At 38.1% G+C, this 19,161-nt stretch carries 8 protein-coding genes; all 8 read left to right on the top strand.

Annotated elements, in window-relative coordinates; all coding sequences use genetic code 11:
- Positions 1–21 precede the first annotated feature (21 nt).
- The 8 genes from LK994_RS12705 (at position 22) to LK994_RS12670 (ending at position 19,049) form a co-directional block, all read left to right on the top strand.
- Positions 22–2,415 (top strand): glycosyl hydrolase family 28 protein, encoded by a 2,394-nt coding sequence (locus LK994_RS12705; RefSeq protein ID WP_229760465.1) that lies wholly within the window; start codon positions 22–24, stop codon positions 2,413–2,415.
- Positions 2,416–2,421: 6 nt separating this feature from the next.
- Positions 2,422–4,353: a glycoside hydrolase family 88/105 protein gene (locus tag LK994_RS12700; RefSeq protein WP_229760464.1), complete on the top strand. Its 1,932-nt coding sequence runs from the start codon at positions 2,422–2,424 to the stop codon at positions 4,351–4,353.
- Complete coding sequence (gene pelA / locus LK994_RS12695) at positions 4,353–6,395, top strand: pectate lyase (RefSeq protein WP_229760463.1); 2,043 nt, start codon at positions 4,353–4,355, stop codon at positions 6,393–6,395. The genes LK994_RS12700 and pelA overlap by 1 nt, the downstream gene beginning before the upstream one ends.
- Positions 6,396–6,431: 36 nt before the next feature.
- Complete coding sequence (locus LK994_RS12690) at positions 6,432–7,946, top strand: tagaturonate reductase (RefSeq protein ID WP_229760462.1); 1,515 nt, start codon at positions 6,432–6,434, stop codon at positions 7,944–7,946.
- Positions 7,947–7,953: 7 nt separating this feature from the next.
- On the top strand, positions 7,954–9,594 hold the full coding sequence (locus LK994_RS12685; protein WP_229760461.1) for a UxaA family hydrolase: 1,641 nt from the start codon (positions 7,954–7,956) through the stop codon (positions 9,592–9,594).
- Between the two features lie 30 nt (positions 9,595–9,624).
- Positions 9,625–11,034, top strand: coding sequence for a glucuronate isomerase (uxaC, locus tag LK994_RS12680; RefSeq protein WP_229760460.1), 1,410 nt, complete (start codon positions 9,625–9,627; stop codon positions 11,032–11,034).
- Positions 11,035–11,171: 137 nt separating this feature from the next.
- Entirely contained in the window at positions 11,172–12,194 is a 1,023-nt protein-coding gene (locus LK994_RS12675; RefSeq protein ID WP_229760459.1) for a sugar kinase, read from the top strand.
- A gap of 393 nt (positions 12,195–12,587) precedes the next feature.
- Entirely contained in the window at positions 12,588–19,049 is a 6,462-nt protein-coding gene (locus LK994_RS12670; protein WP_229760458.1) for a T9SS type A sorting domain-containing protein, read from the top strand.
- The last annotated feature ends 112 nt before the right edge of the window (positions 19,050–19,161 follow it).

The following is a 19,161-nucleotide window of genomic DNA, read 5'->3' as shown; positions in this document are numbered from 1 at the left end:
CTAAACTACTAAACCATAGGAATGAAAAAAATTGTAGCTATATTAATACTGATTGTTACCATGGCATTTCAGTTGCCTGAAAAACCGGTGAGGATTTTTATGATCGGAGATTCTACCATGGCGAACAAACCATTGGATGAAAATCCTGAGAGAGGTTGGGGGCAATTTTTTCCGCAATATCTAACAAGTGATGTAGAAGTGAAAAATTATGCGGTGAATGGCCGTAGTACCAAGAGTTTCATAAAAGAGGGAAGATGGGATACCGTAATGAATCAGTTACAGGCGGGAGATTATGTTATCATTCAGTTTGGTCATAATGATAGTAAGATAGATGATAGCACAAGATATGCAGCTCCACAAACTACTTACAGAGAAAATCTGATACGTTTTATTACAGAAGCCAGAAGTAAAGGAGCGAATCCTGTTTTGGTTACTCCGGTAATGAGAAGAAAATTCGATGCTTCGGGGAAATTTGTTGACCAACATGGTGAATATCCCGGGGTAGTAAAAGATGTAGCAGCTAAATTCAATGTGCCTTTAATTGATCTACATAAAAGTAGCCAGGCAATGATTGAAAAGGAAGGAGTAGAAAACAGCAGGCGTTTCTTTTTAAATATACCCCCTAATCATTTTAAAAATTATAAAGGGAAAGAAGAAGATAATACACACTTTAGCGAATATGGAGCATCTTCTGTTGCTTCATTGGTTTGTCAGTCGATCAAGGATCAGAATCTGGCATTGGCGAAGTATTTAAAACCTTCTGATTTTAAAGAAAAGTATGCGTTTGAGTTGCCCAAAATATATGTGCCTCATTTTAAAAGAGATACTTTTAATATAATTAATTATGGGGCTATCAGTGACGGGTATACGTTAAATTCAAAAGCGATCAATACAGCTATAGATAGCTGTGCGGCAAAAGGTGGCGGTACAGTATTGATTCCGAAAGGTTCATGGCTCACCGGTCCCATCGTGATGAAGAGTAATATCAATCTTCATTTGGATGAAGGGGCCTTAGTAATATTTACTTCTGATTTCAATCAATATCCATTGGTTGTTTCCTCTTTTGAAGGGGTAGATGCAGCCAGGTGCCAGTCGCCGGTTACTGCCGAAAATCTAGAGAACATTGCTATTACCGGTAAAGGGATAATGAATGGTAACGGCTTTTATTGGAGACCTCTTAAAAAAGGTAAATTGTCTGAAGGGGAATGGAAAAATCATTTATCTAAATATGGTGGTGTACTTACCGAAGATAAAAAGACCTGGTACTCATCAGCTAAGGCGTTAAAAGGTCTTGCTGAAAATAATATCGGAAAATTAACAGCCGGCAAAGAATTAAAAGATTTTGAAAGTGTGAAAGATTTTCTTCGTCCTAATATGATCCGTATCGCTAATTGTAAAAATATATTATTACAGGATATTACGTTTGAAAACTCTCCGGCATGGACAACTCATTTGATGTTAAGTGATCATATCACACTGCAAAATGTACGAGTAAAGAATCCATGGTTTGGCACAAATACTGATGCTTTAGATCTGGAAAGTTGTACACATGCGAATGTACAAAGTTGCATATTCGACACTGGCGATGATGGTATTTGTATAAAAAGCGGAAGAGACGAAGAAGGTAGAAAAAGAGGAAGGCCTACGGCAGATGTTATAGTGAATAATTGTGTGGTCTATCATTCTCACGGAGGATTTGTTATAGGAAGTGAAATGAGTGGAGGAGCTAATAATATCTATGTAAGTAATTCTAACTTCATCGGTAGTGATATAGGCTTACGTTTTAAGACAACAAGAGGAAGAGGTGGTGTGGTAGAAAATATTTATGTGAACAATGTTAATATGCTGGATATTCCCGGCGAAGCAATTTTGTTTGATATGTATTACGCAGCGCAGGATCCGGTAGCGGCAAACGGAGAAAAGAGAGAACCTCCTAAAGTTGAGTTTAAAGCGGTAGACGAATCAACACCGATATTCCGTAATTTCTATTTTAGAAATATAACTTGTAACGGCGCATCTAAAGGAATTTTTGTAAGAGGTATACCTGAGATGCATGTTAAGAATGTATTGCTTGAAAACCTGGTATTGCAGGCTAATGAAGGCGTGGATATTCAGGAAGCCTCAGGCATCACCATTAATAACCTTACAATGGTAAGCAAAAAGACCAATCCATTGGTGTATGTTCTAAATAGCGATAGTGTCACTTTGAACGGATTGAATCTGAAAGATTCTGTAGAGCTACTGACCCAAATGCAGGGAGAAAGAACCAAGGATATTAAAATATTGAATACAAACAATATTGGTTTGGTAAAACAAAAAGTGGTGGCAGATTATGGTGTAACAGATAAGGCGATTATATGGGCATTGCCTGTAGAAAAGCAAAAGCCTGTTAAAAAGAAAAAATCGAAAAAATAGAATTTTATGAGAAATAAAATCTTTTTTATAGCCTGTTCATTATTAGTACTAACAAGTGCCGGTGCCCAGGATAAACGACTTTCGGTACAACTTACTGAAAGCGTTATGTCTATTTATAATGGAGATACAATGCAGTTGAAAGCCAACAGGCCTGCTGAGTGGACCTATGAGCAGGGGATCGTATTGAAGGCTATGGAAAAGGTTTGGAAAAGAACCGGTCGCGGAGAGATATATAACTACATTAAGAGAAGTATGGATTTTTTTGTACGTCCTGATGGAACGATCAGAACCTATAAAATGGAAGATTATAACAGCGACAATATTGCCGCAGGCAGAAACCTGTTAATGCTGTTTGCTGTTGATGGGGACAAAAAATACTTATCTGCATTACATCTGTTAAAAGACCAGATCAATTATCATCCTCGTACAACCGATGGTGGATTCTGGCATAAAAAAAGATATCCTAATCAAATGTGGTTGGATGGTTTGTACATGGTTGAACCATTTTATGCAGAATACTCACAACGATTCAATCAGCCGGAAAATTTTAATGATGTTGCAAAACAATTCATTCAAATGGAGGCGCATGCCAGAGATACTAAAACAGGGCTTTTGTATCATGGGTGGGATGAAAGCAGAAAAGAAAAATGGAGCGATTCTGTTACAGGAGTATCAAAGAATTTTTGGGGTAGAGCAATGGGTTGGTATGGTATGGGGCTGGTAGATGTATTGGATTATTTTCCGGTGGGGCATCCAAAAAGAGATTCTTTGGTGCAAATATTAAAACGTTTTTCGAAAGCGGTGTTAAAAGTACAGGATCCAAAATCTGGAGTGTGGTTTCAAGTGTTGGATAAACCTACTGCAAAAGGAAATTACAAAGAAGGCTCTGCCACAGCAATGTTGGTATATACATTAGCCAAAGGTGTTCGTAATGGATATCTAGATAAAAGTATTATGCCGGCGGTGAATAAAGCATACGCAGGAATGATCAAAAATTTTATCGGTAAAGATTCATTAGGAAGAACCTGTGTAAATAAAGTGTGTGCGGTTGCAGGGCTGGGAGGTAATCCTTATCGTGATGGAAGTTATGAGTATTATATAAATGAACCGGTAGTTACCAATGATGTAAAAGGGATAGCCGCAGTAATTTTGGCTGCAAATGAAATGGAGATTTTAGAAGATGAAAAGATCGGAGCCGGAAAATCTGTTGCACTTGATTATTATTTTAATAACGAACAAAAAAGAGATGAGCAGTCAGGTTTGATGGTAGGGCATCATTATAAATGGGAGGAAAGAGATAACGGAGGCTTCTCTTTTTTTGGAGATATCTTTAAAAATTATGGAATAAGAACGATAGCTTCAAAAGAAAGACCAACAGCTGCTAATTTAAGAGATGTAAATATCTATATCCTGGTTGACCCTGATTTTCCTAAAGAAAATCCTAAGCCAAACTATATTGAAACTGCAGATATAGAAACGATCACTACCTGGGTAAAAAACGGCGGTGTTTTAGTAATGTTGATGAATGATAGTAATAATGTAGAGTTTGAACATACCAATGAATTGGCTAAAAAATTCGGTATTCATTTTAATAAGGATAGTAGAAATAGAGTAGAGGGACACGATTATGAAGTAGGCGCATTTACTGCACCAAAATTGATCTTTAAAAAAGCTAAGAAAATTTATATTAAACAAATTTGTACACTTAAAGCCACCCCGCCAGCAAGATCTATTCTTACAGATAAAGGAGATGTGATAATGGCTGTAGCCAAATACGGCAAAGGAACAGTATTTGCTGTTGGTGATCCCTGGTTCTATAACGAATACATCGATGGTAGAAAGATACCGGCAGAGTATGAAAATTTTACAGCAGCACAGGAGTTAGTTAAATGGTTGATAGCTCAAGTACCTGTTAAAGCAAAAACGATAAAAAAATAGTGATAGCTAAACAACTACTATATCGTGGATTTTATTTTTCTCTAGCTCTGCTGCTCAGTGCATTTAGTTTGTGTGCCCAGCATACAGTTATTGTAGCTGCAGATGGGACAGGTGATTTCAGGTCAATACAGGAAGCGATCAATAGTTTATCAGTTGATGCCAAAGACACACGTACTATTTTAATAAAAAAAGGCACCTACAACGAAAAGCTGTTTATAGAAAAAAGTAACATTACTTTCAAGGGAGAAAATGCCAACAATACTATTATTACTTACGCCGAAGGGAGAGATATGTTCAGGTGCAGTAATCCGGATGATTGGGGTGTTGCTACAATGAATATAAAAGGAAGTGATATCAATCTCGAAAATCTTACTATTCAAAATACTTATGGTCTTACTGCCAGAGATACAACGATCGATTGTCCTTCTGAACAATCAATGACCAAAACCAAATTGGTAAAAAAAGGTACTCATCAAATGGCGCTGCGTACTTTTGAAACAACCAGGTTGAAAGTAAGTAATTGTATATTCAAAGCATACGGAGGAGATACAGTTAGTCCGTGGAATACAGAAGATGGAATGTTTTATTTCTATAATTGTATAATGGAAGGCTGGGTTGATTTTTATTGTCCTCGAGGTTGGGCGTTGGCAGAAAAATGCACTTTCATTTGTCATAGTCCGGAAGCAGCAATATGGCATGATGGTTCAAAACATGAATCATCTAAAACTGTTTTATTGAATTGCAATTTTACGGGGGATAATGGTTTTAAATTAGGAAGATATCACAGAGATGCTCAGTTTTATTTGATCAATTGTTCCTTTTCTTCAAATATGGCGGATGCGGATATTTATCAAAAAGAAGCAACGCCTCCAAATGTGATCCAGTGGGGCAGACGAGTGTATTATTTTAATTGTCACAAAGAAGGTGGAGATTATCAATGGCATAAAAATAATATGCCTGCCGGAGTTGGTGTTAATGATATTACACCAGCCTGGGCTTTTGATTACAAATGGAATCCACGTAGAGATACATTACCTACGGAGTCGTTTGAAATAGTGACCATAAAACCAACCGCTATAGATTCTGTTGCAGAAAATATGCTGTTATATCAACGCAGAAATGGAGGATGGCCAAAACATTTTCAGGATCAGAAAGTAAATTATAAAAGAACATTATCTGCCGCTGATAAAAGTGAATTAAGAAGCGGTTACGCTGATGGCATTGATGCTACGATCGATAACGAAGCTACTTCGAAGGAAATAAAATACCTGGTAAAAGCCTATAAATTGACCAAAAATCAGGCTTACTTAAAAGCGGCAGTTAAAGGGATCGATTATTTATTGGAAGCTCAATATAAAAATGGCGGATGGCCACAATATTATCCTGATTTCAGCAATTATCGTAGTGAGATTACCTATAACGATAATGCTATGGTAAATGTGCTAAACATTTTGCAGGATATCACAGAAGGAAAGAATGATTTTGATGTGATCGATAAAAAATATATTCCAAAATGTACTAAAGCTATACAACGAGGAATTGATTGTATTTTAAAAACACAGATCAAACAACAAAATGTATTAACAGCCTGGTGTGCACAATATGATGCCACTAGCATGCAGCCTGCACAGGCAAGAAAGTTTGAATTGGTTTCTTTAAGCGGGGCTGAATCTGTAGGGATTACACGTTTCTTAATGAGACAAAATAATCCTTCTGAAAAAATAATTGCTGCCGTTACAGCAGCTGTGGCGTGGTTTGAAAAAGTAAAGATCACAGGCTATAATTTTATAGATATCAAAGCCCCTAATGAAGCAAGCGGAAGAGACAGGGTTTTGGTTAAAGAAGATAGTTCAGTAATTTGGGCAAGATTTTATGATATCAAGACCAATGTACCTTTTTTCAGTGGCAGAGATAGTCAGCGTCATGCGACAGTGGCCGAAATTGAAAATGAAAGAAGAATAGGGTATGCCTGGTATGGAACATGGCCGCTAAAGTTATTGAACAAAGAATATCCTGAATGGAAAAAAAAGTGGTTAAAATAAATAATTAATAAAAACTAAATAATAAACCCCCTTGTTATGATACTTTCAAGATACACCTTAAAGAACATTCCATCAGAGAATGTACAGAAACCTGACGAAGCAATTTTCGATCTGCCTGAAAAAGTGCTCCAGTTTGGTACCGGCGTTTTATTACGTGGGTTACCCGACTATTTCATTGATAAGGCAAACCGCAAGGGTGTTTTTAATGGCAGGATAGTAATTGTGAAATCTACTTCAGGTGGAGATGCTGCTGCTTTTGAAAAACAAGACAGTTTGTATACGCTTTGTGTTCGTGGATTGGAAAATGGAAAACCTGTAGAAGAGAATATTATCAATTCATCCATCAGCAGAGTATTGTCTGCCGCTGAAGAGTGGGATAAAGTATTAGAGTGTGCACATAATCCTAACTTGCAGATCGTTGTTTCTAATACAACTGAAATTGGCATCGAACTGGTAAATGATGATATTCGTAAGCATCCTCCGGTTTCTTTCCCCGGAAAATTATTAGCCTTCTTATTTGAAAGATATAAAGCTTTTGATGGCAGCAAACAAAGCGGTATGGTGATAGTACCTACCGAATTGATCTCTGATAATGGTAAAAAACTTGAATCAATTGTTATTGAACAGGCGCATTTGAATGGGTTAGATGCTTCATTCATCGAATGGCTGGAAACATCTAATACATTTTGTAATACACTTGTTGACAGGATCGTTCCCGGTAAACCAGCAGCGGATGCTAAAGCAGCAATCGAAAAACAACTTGGATATACAGATGACCTGTTGATCATGAGTGAAGTGTATCGCTTATGGGCAATTGAAGGCGATGAACACGTGAAATCAGTGTTGTCATTTGCACAGGTAGATCCAGGAGTGGCTATTGTTCCAAGTATCACCAAACATAAAGAATTGAAATTGCGTTTATTGAACGGAACACATACGCTTAGTTGTGCATTGGCATACCTGGCTGGTTTTAATACCGTTAAGGCTGCAATGGCTGACAAAACGGTTTGCGGATTTGTATCTGACCTGATGAAAAAAGAAATTGCTCCGGCAATTCCTTACAAAATAGATGCGGCCGAAGCTGAAATATTTGCTGATAGTGTATTGGATCGTTTTGCCAATCCTAATATTGAACACCAATGGTTAAGTATTGCCGGAAACTATACACAAAAGATAGAAATGAGGGTAGTGGCTTTATTCGGACAATATATCAGTGTATTTAACAAAGTACCGGAACTAATGACATTAGGTGTTGCGGCATATATTCAATTCATGAAAGCCGTGAAAAAAGATGGTAATAAATATTTTGGTATTGCTAACGGAAGTGAATATCCTATAACTGATGACAAAGCTGCTTACTATTTTGAAAGACAACAATTGTCAGACAATGAATTGGTAGTTGACGTATTAGGGAATACAGCTTACTGGGGACAGGATCTAAACAACCTACCTGGCTTTACTGAAGCAGTGCAGGAGCAATTAAATGAAATAGTGACCAATGGTGCATTGGCCGCAATTAAAAATATCCAGAAAAGTAAAATTTTAGCTTAAAGAAATTATGAAACAAAAAGTTTTAAAAGTTAATCAGGGTGATAATGTTATTGTGGCATTAACAGACTTGAAAAAAGGGGATGTAGTTGAATATAACGGTAATAAATATACGCTATTGGAAGATGTGGCTGCTAAACATAAGTTTTATGAAAAAGACATGAAACAAGGTGAGGCGGTAACTATGTACGGCGTATTGGTCGGAAAGGTTCAGTATGACCTGGCAGCAGGCACACGTATGTCTACCGATAATTTAAAACATGCAGCAGATCCGTATGTTTTCCGTCCATCTCATTTTACATGGACTCCACCGGATGTATCAAAATTCGCAGGACGTACTTTTAACGGATATCACAGAACTGATGGAAGAGTAGGTACAGCCAACTATTGGTTGTTTATTCCTACGGTTTTTTGCGAAAACAGGAATATGGATGTGATCCGTGAGGCGCTGCACAATGAATTGGGCTATGCAGTAACCGAAAAATATAAATCATATGCTCATCAACTGGTAGAAGCTTTCAAAAAAGGTGAGGATATCAATAATCTTGATCTTTCACCTACAATTGATGTGGCAAAGAACAGACCTTTTAAAAATGTTGATGGTATCAAGTTTTTGAATCATCAGGGAGGCTGCGGAGGTATACGTCAGGATGCGGCAGTGTTGAGTAAGCTATTGGCTTCGTACGCTGATCATCCGAATGTTGCTGGTGTAACAGTATTAAGTTTAGGTTGTCAGAATTTACAAGTAGGTGATTTTACCGCAGACTTAAAAGAGCGCAATCCGAAATTTGATAAGCCTGTATATATTTATGAGCAACAACAATCTCAGAGCGAAGAACAATTAATTTCTGATGCTATCAAACAAACTTTTTTAGGGTTGATAGAGATCAATAAATTTGAGCGTAAACCTGCATCATTAGATAAATTGGTATTGGGTGTAAAATGCGGTGGCAGCGATGGATTTAGTGGTATATCTGCAAATCCGTCGGTTGGCTATTGCTCTGATCTTTTAGTGGCATTAGGAGGTAAAGTGTTATTGGCAGAATTTCCGGAATTATGTGGTGTAGAACAGGAGTTGATCGATAGAACGATCAATGAAGATGCTGCAAAAAAATTCATTTCTTTAATGAAAGCATATAGTGACTCCGCACTTAGAGTAGGATCTGGTTTTCATATGAATCCATCTCCTGGAAATATTAAAGACGGCTTAATAACTGATGCGATCAAAAGTGCAGGCGCTGCCAAAAAAGGCGGTACTTCCCCGGTAGTAGATGTGTTAGATTATACAGAGCCTGCAGTAAAACCAGGGTTGAATTTAGTATGTACGCCGGGTAATGACGTGGAAGCAACTACAGGTAAAGCAGGTAGTGGTGCTACATTGATCTTATTTACTACAGGATTAGGAACGCCTACAGGAAATCCTGTATGTCCCGTTATAAAAGTATCTACCAATAGTAACTTAACTAAACGCATGAATGATATCATCGATATTGATTGCGGACCGGTAGTTGAAGGTGATAAAACCATTGAGCAAATGGGGGAAGATATTCTGGAGTATTGTATAAAAGCAGCAAGCGGGGAAGTAATTCCAAAAGCTGTTTTATTAAATCAGGATGATTTCATTCCATGGAAAAGAGGCGTGAGTTTATAATATAAAACGACTAACTAAAAATAAATTAAGATGAAAAATTTCTTAGACGAGAATTTCTTACTGCAAAATAAAACAGCAGAAAAACTGTATCATGAGTTTGCCAAACAAATGCCTGTGATTGACTATCATAATCATTTACCTCCTGATCAAATAGCGAATGATATTAATTTTAAAAACCTTACGCAGGTTTGGTTATATGGCGATCATTATAAATGGCGTGCTATGCGTACCAACGGTATAGATGAAAGCTATTGCACTGGTGATAAATCCGATTTTGAAAAATTCGAGAAATGGGCAGCTACTGTGCCTTATACTTTACGTAATCCGTTGTATCACTGGACTCACCTTGAATTACAACGTTATTACAATATCACTAAGATCTTATCTGCAGATACCGCAAAAGAAATTTACGATGAAGCTTCAGCTAAATTAATTACACCGGAGTATTCTGTTCGTAATTTATTGCGTAAAGCAAATGTAAAAGTGCTTTGTACTACAGATGATCCTATTGATTCTTTAGAACATCATAAAAAGATTGCAGATGATAATTTTGAAATAAAAATATTACCGGCTTTTCGTCCTGATAAAGCGATGAATTGTGATGATGCTGCGGCATTCAATGCATATGTTGCTAAAGTCGAAGCCGCATCCAATATTTCAGTATCATCTTATGATGATTATTTGAAAGCATTGAAAAACAGGCATGATTTCTTTGCATCGATGGGAGCATCTGTATCTGATCATGGACTAGAGCAGATATATGCAGAGGATTACACTGATACCGAGATAAAGAATATTTTTGCAAAACTTCGTTCAGGTACTAACGTTAGTTATGAAGAAAATCTTAAATTCAAATCGGCTATGCTGGTTGATTTTGCTAAATGGGATCATGAAAAAGGTTGGGTACAACAATATCATTTAGGAGCTTTACGTAACAATAATGCTCGTATGATGCGTTTGTTAGGTGCTGATACAGGATGGGATTCTATCGGAGATTTCAGTCAGGGCAAAGCATTGGCTAAATTCTTAGGCAAACTCGATACAACGGATCAGTTGGCTAAAACTATATTGTACAATTTAAATCCTGCCGATAACGAGTTGATGGCAACCATGATTGGAAACTTCAATGATGGTAGTGTTGCAGGTAAAATACAGTTTGGTAGTGGCTGGTGGTTCCTTGATCAGAAAGATGGCATGGTTAAACAATTGAATGCATTGTCTAACATGGGATTAGTGAGCAAGTTTGTAGGAATGTTAACAGATAGCCGTAGTTTTATGAGTTATCCAAGACACGAATATTTCAGAAGGATCTTGTGTAACATGTTTGGTGAAGAAATTGAAAACGGCGAAATCCCAAATAACATTGAATGGGTTGGTAAAGTGATCCAGGATATCTGTTTCAATAATGCCAATCAGTATTTTGGATTTGGAGTAAAATAATCCGGATCTCAAGGCGTCATTATATATACAAAGTTTACAGAAAGCAACTCTCTGTAAACTTTGTACTTAATGAAGTTCTGAACAATATGCTTGTAGATATATAATTGCTTTGTAAATTCTAGTGAAATTCCAATAGTATGGCTAAACAAAAAGTATTGTGTTTTGGAGAACTGTTGCTGCGTATTTCTCCTAACAGTGTAGCATCATCAGATAAGCAACCTATGCAATTATTTGTAGGTGGAGCAGAAGCAAATGTTGCCACAGCATTGGCAGGTTGGGATGTTCCGGTAAAATACTGTACAGTTTTGCCGGATAACTTTATGAGTAGGCACATGGTACATTACCTGGAATTAAAGGGAATATTCACCTCTTCGGTTATCTATTCCGGCAATCGTATTGGACTATACTATCTGGAACGTGGTGCTGATCTGAAAGGCAGCATGGTATATGATAGAGACCATTCTTCTTTCTCTGAATTAAAACGTGGCATGATAGACTGGGATAAGGTTCTGGCAGGCGTTTCCTGGTTTAATTTTTCGGCTATCAGCCCGGCGCTTAATGCAAGTGTTGCAGATGTATGTTTGGAAGCACTGGAAGCTGCAAGCAAAAAAAATATCACTATTTCTATTGATTTAAATTACCGTTCCAGGTTATGGAAATACGGCAAGCAGCCTATTGAAGTAATGCCTCAACTCGTTGAATATTGTGATGTGATAATGGGTAATATCTGGAGTGCAAATACTTTGTTGGGCATTCCGGTTGATGAAAAAATTCATGATAAAAAAAGTAAACAGGCGTATTTGGATCATGCAAAAGTTACATCTGAAGCAATAATAAAACGATTTCCCAAATGCAAAACTGTTGCTAACACTTTCAGGTTTGATAGTGAGGCCAACAATATATTATACTACACCAGTTTATACACTGATGGTAAACAATATAATTCCAATGAATTTACCTGTACCGGTGTGGCAGACAGGAGTGGTAGCGGTGATTGCTTCATGGCAGGTCTGATCTATGGATTATACAATAATAACGCACCGCAGGATATTGTCAATTATGCTACTGCAGCAGCCTTCGGAAAATTACAGGAATTCGGCGATGCCACTGAGCAAGAAGTCCTCACAATTACTAAAATCGACAAACATACCGTTTCCTAAAGTCATTTATTTACAGTAACCACTTACCATCTATACTGGTAATCAATCATATAAAATATTTATATAGGGTTACTTAAGTATCCAGAACAAATTTATTTCTGTCAATCTCCCACATTTTATCAAAAAAAAATACGTAAGTTTGTTAGGAAAACAATGTGTAATTATTACACAATCAACCTTTGCTTACCATGTAGCCTGAGCCATTCTTCGCTGATCTATATATGGTTTGAAAATATCCTATGAATAATTGCCAATTGAAAGGATTTTGTTATAACGATTAATAGAATTTCTGTGTAAGTATTTAAATACTTATGACAGGTTTGCAGTTAACGCAGAACTTTTTATTTTTTAAATTTTAATTGCTTTAAAGCTTAGTAGGAGTTTGCTTTTTATATGAAGAGAAATATACGCATACTATTCATGTTGTTCTTGCTTGAGATTTTTGCAATGGTTGCGATAGCGCAGCCTGCAAATGTTGAGGGCAATTGGAGAACAGGTAGTTGGGTAAATAATATGGGTACATTCTCTGCAAGACGTGGTAGCACATTGATGTTCAGAGCACAGAAAACCGGAGGATCATCAAAACAGGTTTTATTCAATACGGCAGCAGGTAACTATAGCCCCAAGTGGACAGCATCAAGTGGAACGGATTACACTAAAAATAGCAGGATCACCAATGGTGCGGTTTATAACGGAGGGTCAGATATTTATTTTGCAAGCACCACAAATAACTATTACACTTTTGTAATTGGAAGCAATAACAGCAGCAGTAATGATTTTTCTATTTTAGAAACTACGTATAATCCCACAACTTTTAGTTCGGCACCAACGCAATCACCAACTTCGGGGTCTGTAGTTGCAGGGAATAATGTAACAGTCACTGTTTCTTTATCAGCAGACCCTCAATCGGGTGAATATGCCTATGTCAGATATTCAAGCGACAATTTTGCAAGTGATTACAATGTAGTGCAGGTTACCGGGTTTTCGAGTGGTGTGGGTACAGCTACAATTCCTGCTGCTTTTAATACTGCAGGTAAAACAGTGTCTTATTATGTATTTACGAGTAATAGTTCTTCGCCTGCTGCCGCCAATGCGGATTACCTGGCACTAAGAGTACAGACCCAATCCGGCGAGAACGGGAGTATCTGGTCATATACAGTTGCTTCTGCCACGCCGGCCGCTGTTACGTTGAGCGGAATCAGTACAATTGCTGCGGCAAACATTGCAACAGCATCTACCAGCAACATCATTTATAATTTTCAACTGGCGGTTACTACCTCTTCAACGCAATTGACCCAGGTGGTGATTCCAACTGCAAGCGGTTCTGACAATACATATGCATCCGGGGACCTTACTAATTTAAAACTCTGGTATAGTGCTACATCTAGTTCTTTTGGTACAGCGTCAGTTATCAGTACAATAGCTTCCCCTGCAAATGCCACGTCGCAAACATTTGGATCACTTTCACAAACGATCAATTCGGGTAGTACAGGTTATTTTTGGGTAACTGCTGATGTCCAATCCGGAGCCACTATAGGTAATACTATTACTGTTACTTCTGCATTGGCATTTAGTAATCTTACATTTGCTGTTGCTCCAACGCAAACAGTAGGCACCATTAATCCCGGAGGGAGACAAACTATAGTGGCAGCAACTCCTGCGGTTACATTAAGTGAAATTAGTACAGTTGGTGCGGCTAATATTCTGGCTACTACAACAAATAACATCATTTATAATTTTAAATTGGCGGTAACAGCAGCCGGTACAACATTGACCGCAGTCACATTTCCTAATTCCGGCAGTTACAATGGGAGTGATTTTACCAATTTCAAATTGTACTACACTACCAGCAGCACTTTTGCTACAACGAATTTATTAAGCACTATTTCCACGCCATCCAATACCAGTCCGCAAACTTTTTCAGGGTTATCTCAGGCCTTAACAGCCGGAAATACAGGATATTTCTGGATCACTGCGGATGTGGCATCTGGTGCAACAGTTAATCATACTATAACGGTAACGCCTGCACTGGCATTTAGTAATCTTACTTTTTCTACAGCAATATCTTCTACTGTGGGAACAATTAATGCTGGTGGTCAGCAAACAATTGCAGCTGCACCTGCATGGAGCATCACTGATTTTTATGTTTATGTAGGATCTGTAGGGTATTATAAAAATGGTTCGGGAGGGCAGGGGTCTACTACTTTTAATGGAGCGAATGTAAGTACCAATAACTTTTTTATGAATGATGTACGTTTGTATACCACAAGAAATAATGCTCAGAGTATTTGTAGTGGTACAATGTATTATAGTATTTATCCTTCGGCCTCATCACCATCTACATGGGGTACAGTTAGTTTGACCTCCGGAGGTACGGGAGGTACAGGTCCCACAACAGGAGGCTCATCACCGCAGGCACAGGCATTGGGTGCAACAAGTCTTAACCTGAATGTTTTGTGCGGATTAGCAACAGGTACTTATAAGATAGCAATATATTTTACTTTTTCAGGAAATCCGAGTGCCTCAAGTTGCCCCGGTACTACCGATGTATATACTGATAACAATAGTGGTAATTATTATATTTTATCTTTCACCAATACCAATTCAAGTACTGTTACAGCTGTATCCGGTACAGCAGTAACAACATGCTCAACCAGTGGTGCAGTAAATATTACAGCAGGGTCTAGTGCAACAAACTATTCTTCAATAGTATGGACATCAAGCGGAACAGGAACTTTTGCCAATGCCAACTCTTTGACCACTTGTACATACACACCAAGTGCAGCAGATATTTCTGCCGGTAGTGTAACGATCACTTTATCATCTACAGGTAATGGTACATGTACAAGTACAACAGTTACAAGTAGCAAAACACTTACTATTAATGTTGCTCCAGTGATAAGCACTCATCCAACCGGCACGCAATCTTTGTGTCAGGGATCAGGAACAACATCTCTTTCGGTAGCAACTTCAAGTGGTACCAATCTCAGTTATCAATGGTACAGTAATACGAGTAGTTCTAATAGCGGCGGTACAGGTTTGGGTAGTTCAAATGGAGCTCAAACTGCTACTTACACACCGGTTTCTACAACTGCAGGAACGTTATATTACTATGTAGTGATCAGTAATAGTGGTTGTACATCAGCCACCAGTAATGTGTCTGGTGCTGTTACCGTAAAAGCAACCGGTACCTGGCTGGGAGGTGCGCCTGGTTATGTGGATGAATGGAACAATGCTTCGAACTGGTGTGGTGGGATACCAACTTCAACAACTGATGTGGTCATTCCCTCCGGTGTAACTTATTTCCCCAAGATACAATCGGCCAATGCCCTTGCTAAAACTATTTCTATCAGTTCAGGAGCCTCACTGACAATGACGGGAGCATACAATCTAAGTATTTACGGCAGTACATTTTCAAACAGTGGTAGTTTTAGTGCATCAGCGTCTACAGGTTCCGTTAGGTTTCTGGCGTATTGTACTATTTCTGGAACCACAACATTTAATAATGTAGATTATTACGGAGGGTTGAATTTTGGAACTTCTTCATCAATATCCGGAAACCTTACTGTTCAGACAGGAGCATATACAGATATAAATGGGCCAACCTATCTTACCGGATCTACGTTAATTTACAATACCGGCGCAGGCGGATATGATAGAAGGGTAGAGTGGAGTACAGCAAGCGGTAACAGTTATCCATATAATGTGTTAATAACGGGAAACAGTAAGGTATATTCGTCAAGTGCATCCGCATTGGCGGCCAATACGCCTATGAATATTGCAGGTGATCTTACCATTGATAACGGATCACAATTATTTATGGATGATTTTAATAGCCATAATAATATGACGGTTTCGTTAATAATCGGTGGCTCAATGAATTTAAAGGGAAGCTTATCGGCATCTCTTACAAGTGGTGCTGATATTAGAGTGACCAAGGATTGGAACTTTACTGTAGGTGGTAATTTCTATCCGAATTCGAGAGCTGTTAGATTTATCGGAAGTACTTTACAAACGATAAAAAGATCAGCAGCCGGTACATTGAATTTCGATTATGTGCTAATTCAAAATACATCTGGTGGGGTTCAATTATATAGTGGTACAAATATAAATTTCAATTCCGGTGGAGATTGTTTTCAAATGTTGGGTACGGGTACCGGTAATGTTTTTGATCTTAATGGCAATACTGCAACAATAACCAATGGAGGTAATCTGAAGATTTCAGGTACACCAATTATTACCAGTTCAAGTGCAGCTAACTTTAATATATCTGCCGGAGGAGGTAACGTAAATGGCAGTACAGGCGTGGAGTTTGGTGCTAATGTAACAGTAGGATTAAATAGTGATTTTAATTTCGGCTCTTCACTTTCAACTATTAAAGGAATACTCTCAATTAATTCTGGAGGTAGTGTTAGTACCAACCCGCCAATATATTATACCAATTCAGTATTATTATACAATAGTGGAGGAACATACAACAGGTATCTTGAGTGGAGTACTACTTCCGGTGCCGGTTATCCGTATCATGTTACCATACAAAATGGAACATCACTTGATCTGAGTGCCAATGGAGGCACAGCCACTGCAAGAAGTTGTGCCGGTAATTTGAATCTTGGAACTACAAGTAGTGCCGGGTCATTGACGATGGGAGCTATGTCAGTAATACTGACTGTGGGAGGTGATGCAAACATTGGAAGTACTACAGGAACAAGTACATTAACCTTGGGTAGTGTGAGTGGAGGTGATATATATGTTGGAGGAAGCTGGACAAGAAGCAGTAACGGTAGTTTTGTGCACAATGACAGGGAAGTAGTTTTTAATGGGGCGACAACTCCTGTTACATTGACTGCTTCTGGCGGAGAAGATTTTGCGTATGTTGAACTCAATAAAACAGCTATTGATAAAACGCTTACGTTGGCAAGTCATGTGAGGGTTGCAACAAGAGTTAAATTTACAAGAGGTACGCTGGATCTGGCAACGAATGGCAAATATTTCACATTACTTTCTACAGCAACTAAAACGGCACAGGTAGGTGTTAGCAGTTCCGCTAATACTGCGTTTAATTTGGGTAGTGGTCAGACAGGTCAGTTTATCATACAACGATATGTGCCTGCGAAAAGAGCATGGCGTTTAATGTCCCCTCCGGTCTCAGGGGCAAATGCAACTATTAGTCAGGCATGGCAGGAAGGACAAGCATTTGATTATGCTACTACCGGCTCGCAGGTGTCCGATACCGTTAGTAATGGTTTTGCAACACAAATTACCGGAGGTTCTACCGTGAATGGATTTGATTTAAGTGCGACTAATAATTCATCGATAAAATATTATAGCAGCGGAGCCTGGTTAAGTCCCTCAAACACAAAATCTACTTCTGTAAAAAGCCAGGAAGGATGGATGTTGTTTGTACGGGGAGACAGGAAAAATTTTGGACAAATAACCAATCAGTATAAAACTCCTACAATAACCACGTTGAGGCCAAGAGGAGGAATATTTATAGGGCAAAAAAGATTCCCTGCAAGTGGTACCCTTACAGGAAAGCAGGTGATTGGTAATCCGTTTGCTTCCGCATTTGATTTTCATTTGGCATATGAAGCCACTAAAGCGGCCAATGGAGGTACATTGCCTTATGCGGATAAATATTATATGTGGGATCCGAATTTAGGAGGAGCATTAGGTGTAGGAGCATTTGTTACGTACACATGGAATGGTTCTTCTTATGATCGTACTTCAGCTTATTCACCTATCAATATTGATGACAGCTACATTCCTTCAGGAGCTGCTTTCTTTGTGGATTTTGGTGCTACCGGCGGGTATTTGCAGATTGATGAATCAAATAAGACCAATGCAAGTACTACTAAAGCTTACAGGCCATCTGCCAATGTTAGAACCAATTTACTTTCGGTAGAGCCAGATGGAAGCACATTCATAAGTGACGGGGTGCTGAATTTATTTAATAACAATTATAATAACGAAGTGGATGAAGAAGATGCTACTAAGCTGATCAATATTGAAGGAGAAAACTTTAGCACAAAACGCAACGGAAATTTACTTTCTATAGAAAAAAGAAAATTACCCCAGGCCAATGACACTATTTTTTATAATTGGAGTAAAGTAAAAATAAGGGAGTATCAGTTGCAAATTTCTACTGATAGTTTACAGAATAGCTGGCTAAATATTTTTTTGGAAGATAATTATAAAAAGTCAACAACGCCTGTTAGTCTTACTGATACTACCAGGTATAATTTTAAAATTGTAAGAGAAGATTCCGGAACCTTCAGGGCAGACAGGTTCAGGCTAGTTATGAAATATGATCCTCCGGTGTTTTCAGCTATCAACGCATATCAGCAATACAGTGATATTGCCGTTCAATGGCAGGTTGCCAATGAAAAATCATCTACTACCTACATAATTGAAAAATCATCAGACGGAGTAAATTTTTCACAGGTGGGAGTAGTAAAAGATCTGGCAGCTTCCGGTTCAAATATTTATCAGTGGATCGATACTAAGGCGGAGATAGGAAATAATTTTTATAGAGTGCATGGTGTTGGAGGCGGCGGACAAACGTTTTATAGTTCGATTACCAGGGTTGTGATTGATCAACCGCAAATAGCAGTTTATCCTAATCCTGTAACAAATGGAGAGGTTGGAATTCAATTGACCAATATGCCCAAAGGAAAGTATGATGTAATGCTGGTTAATAACCTGGGACAAACAGTTGTTAAGAAAGAGATCATGCATCTAGGTGGTAGTGAGTCTGTAAAGGTTCCACTGGCTACAGTCAAAACAAGAGGTATTTACCAGGTACAAATGATACAACCGGACATGACGAAAAAAACAGTGAAAGTCATTTACTAAGATCATTTAGTTGTGATATAGCTCATCTCAATTGTTGTTTTAAAACACTTCTAAAGTATTTATAGAAAATACCTATATCGAGTGTTAAATATGTACATTTTTCAAACCTTTT

It is taken from the genome of Ferruginibacter lapsinanis (genome assembly GCF_020783315.1).
Taxonomy (GTDB): Bacteria; Bacteroidota; Bacteroidia; order Chitinophagales; family Chitinophagaceae; genus Ferruginibacter; species Ferruginibacter lapsinanis.
This window is presented reverse-complemented; position numbering and strand designations above follow the sequence as displayed.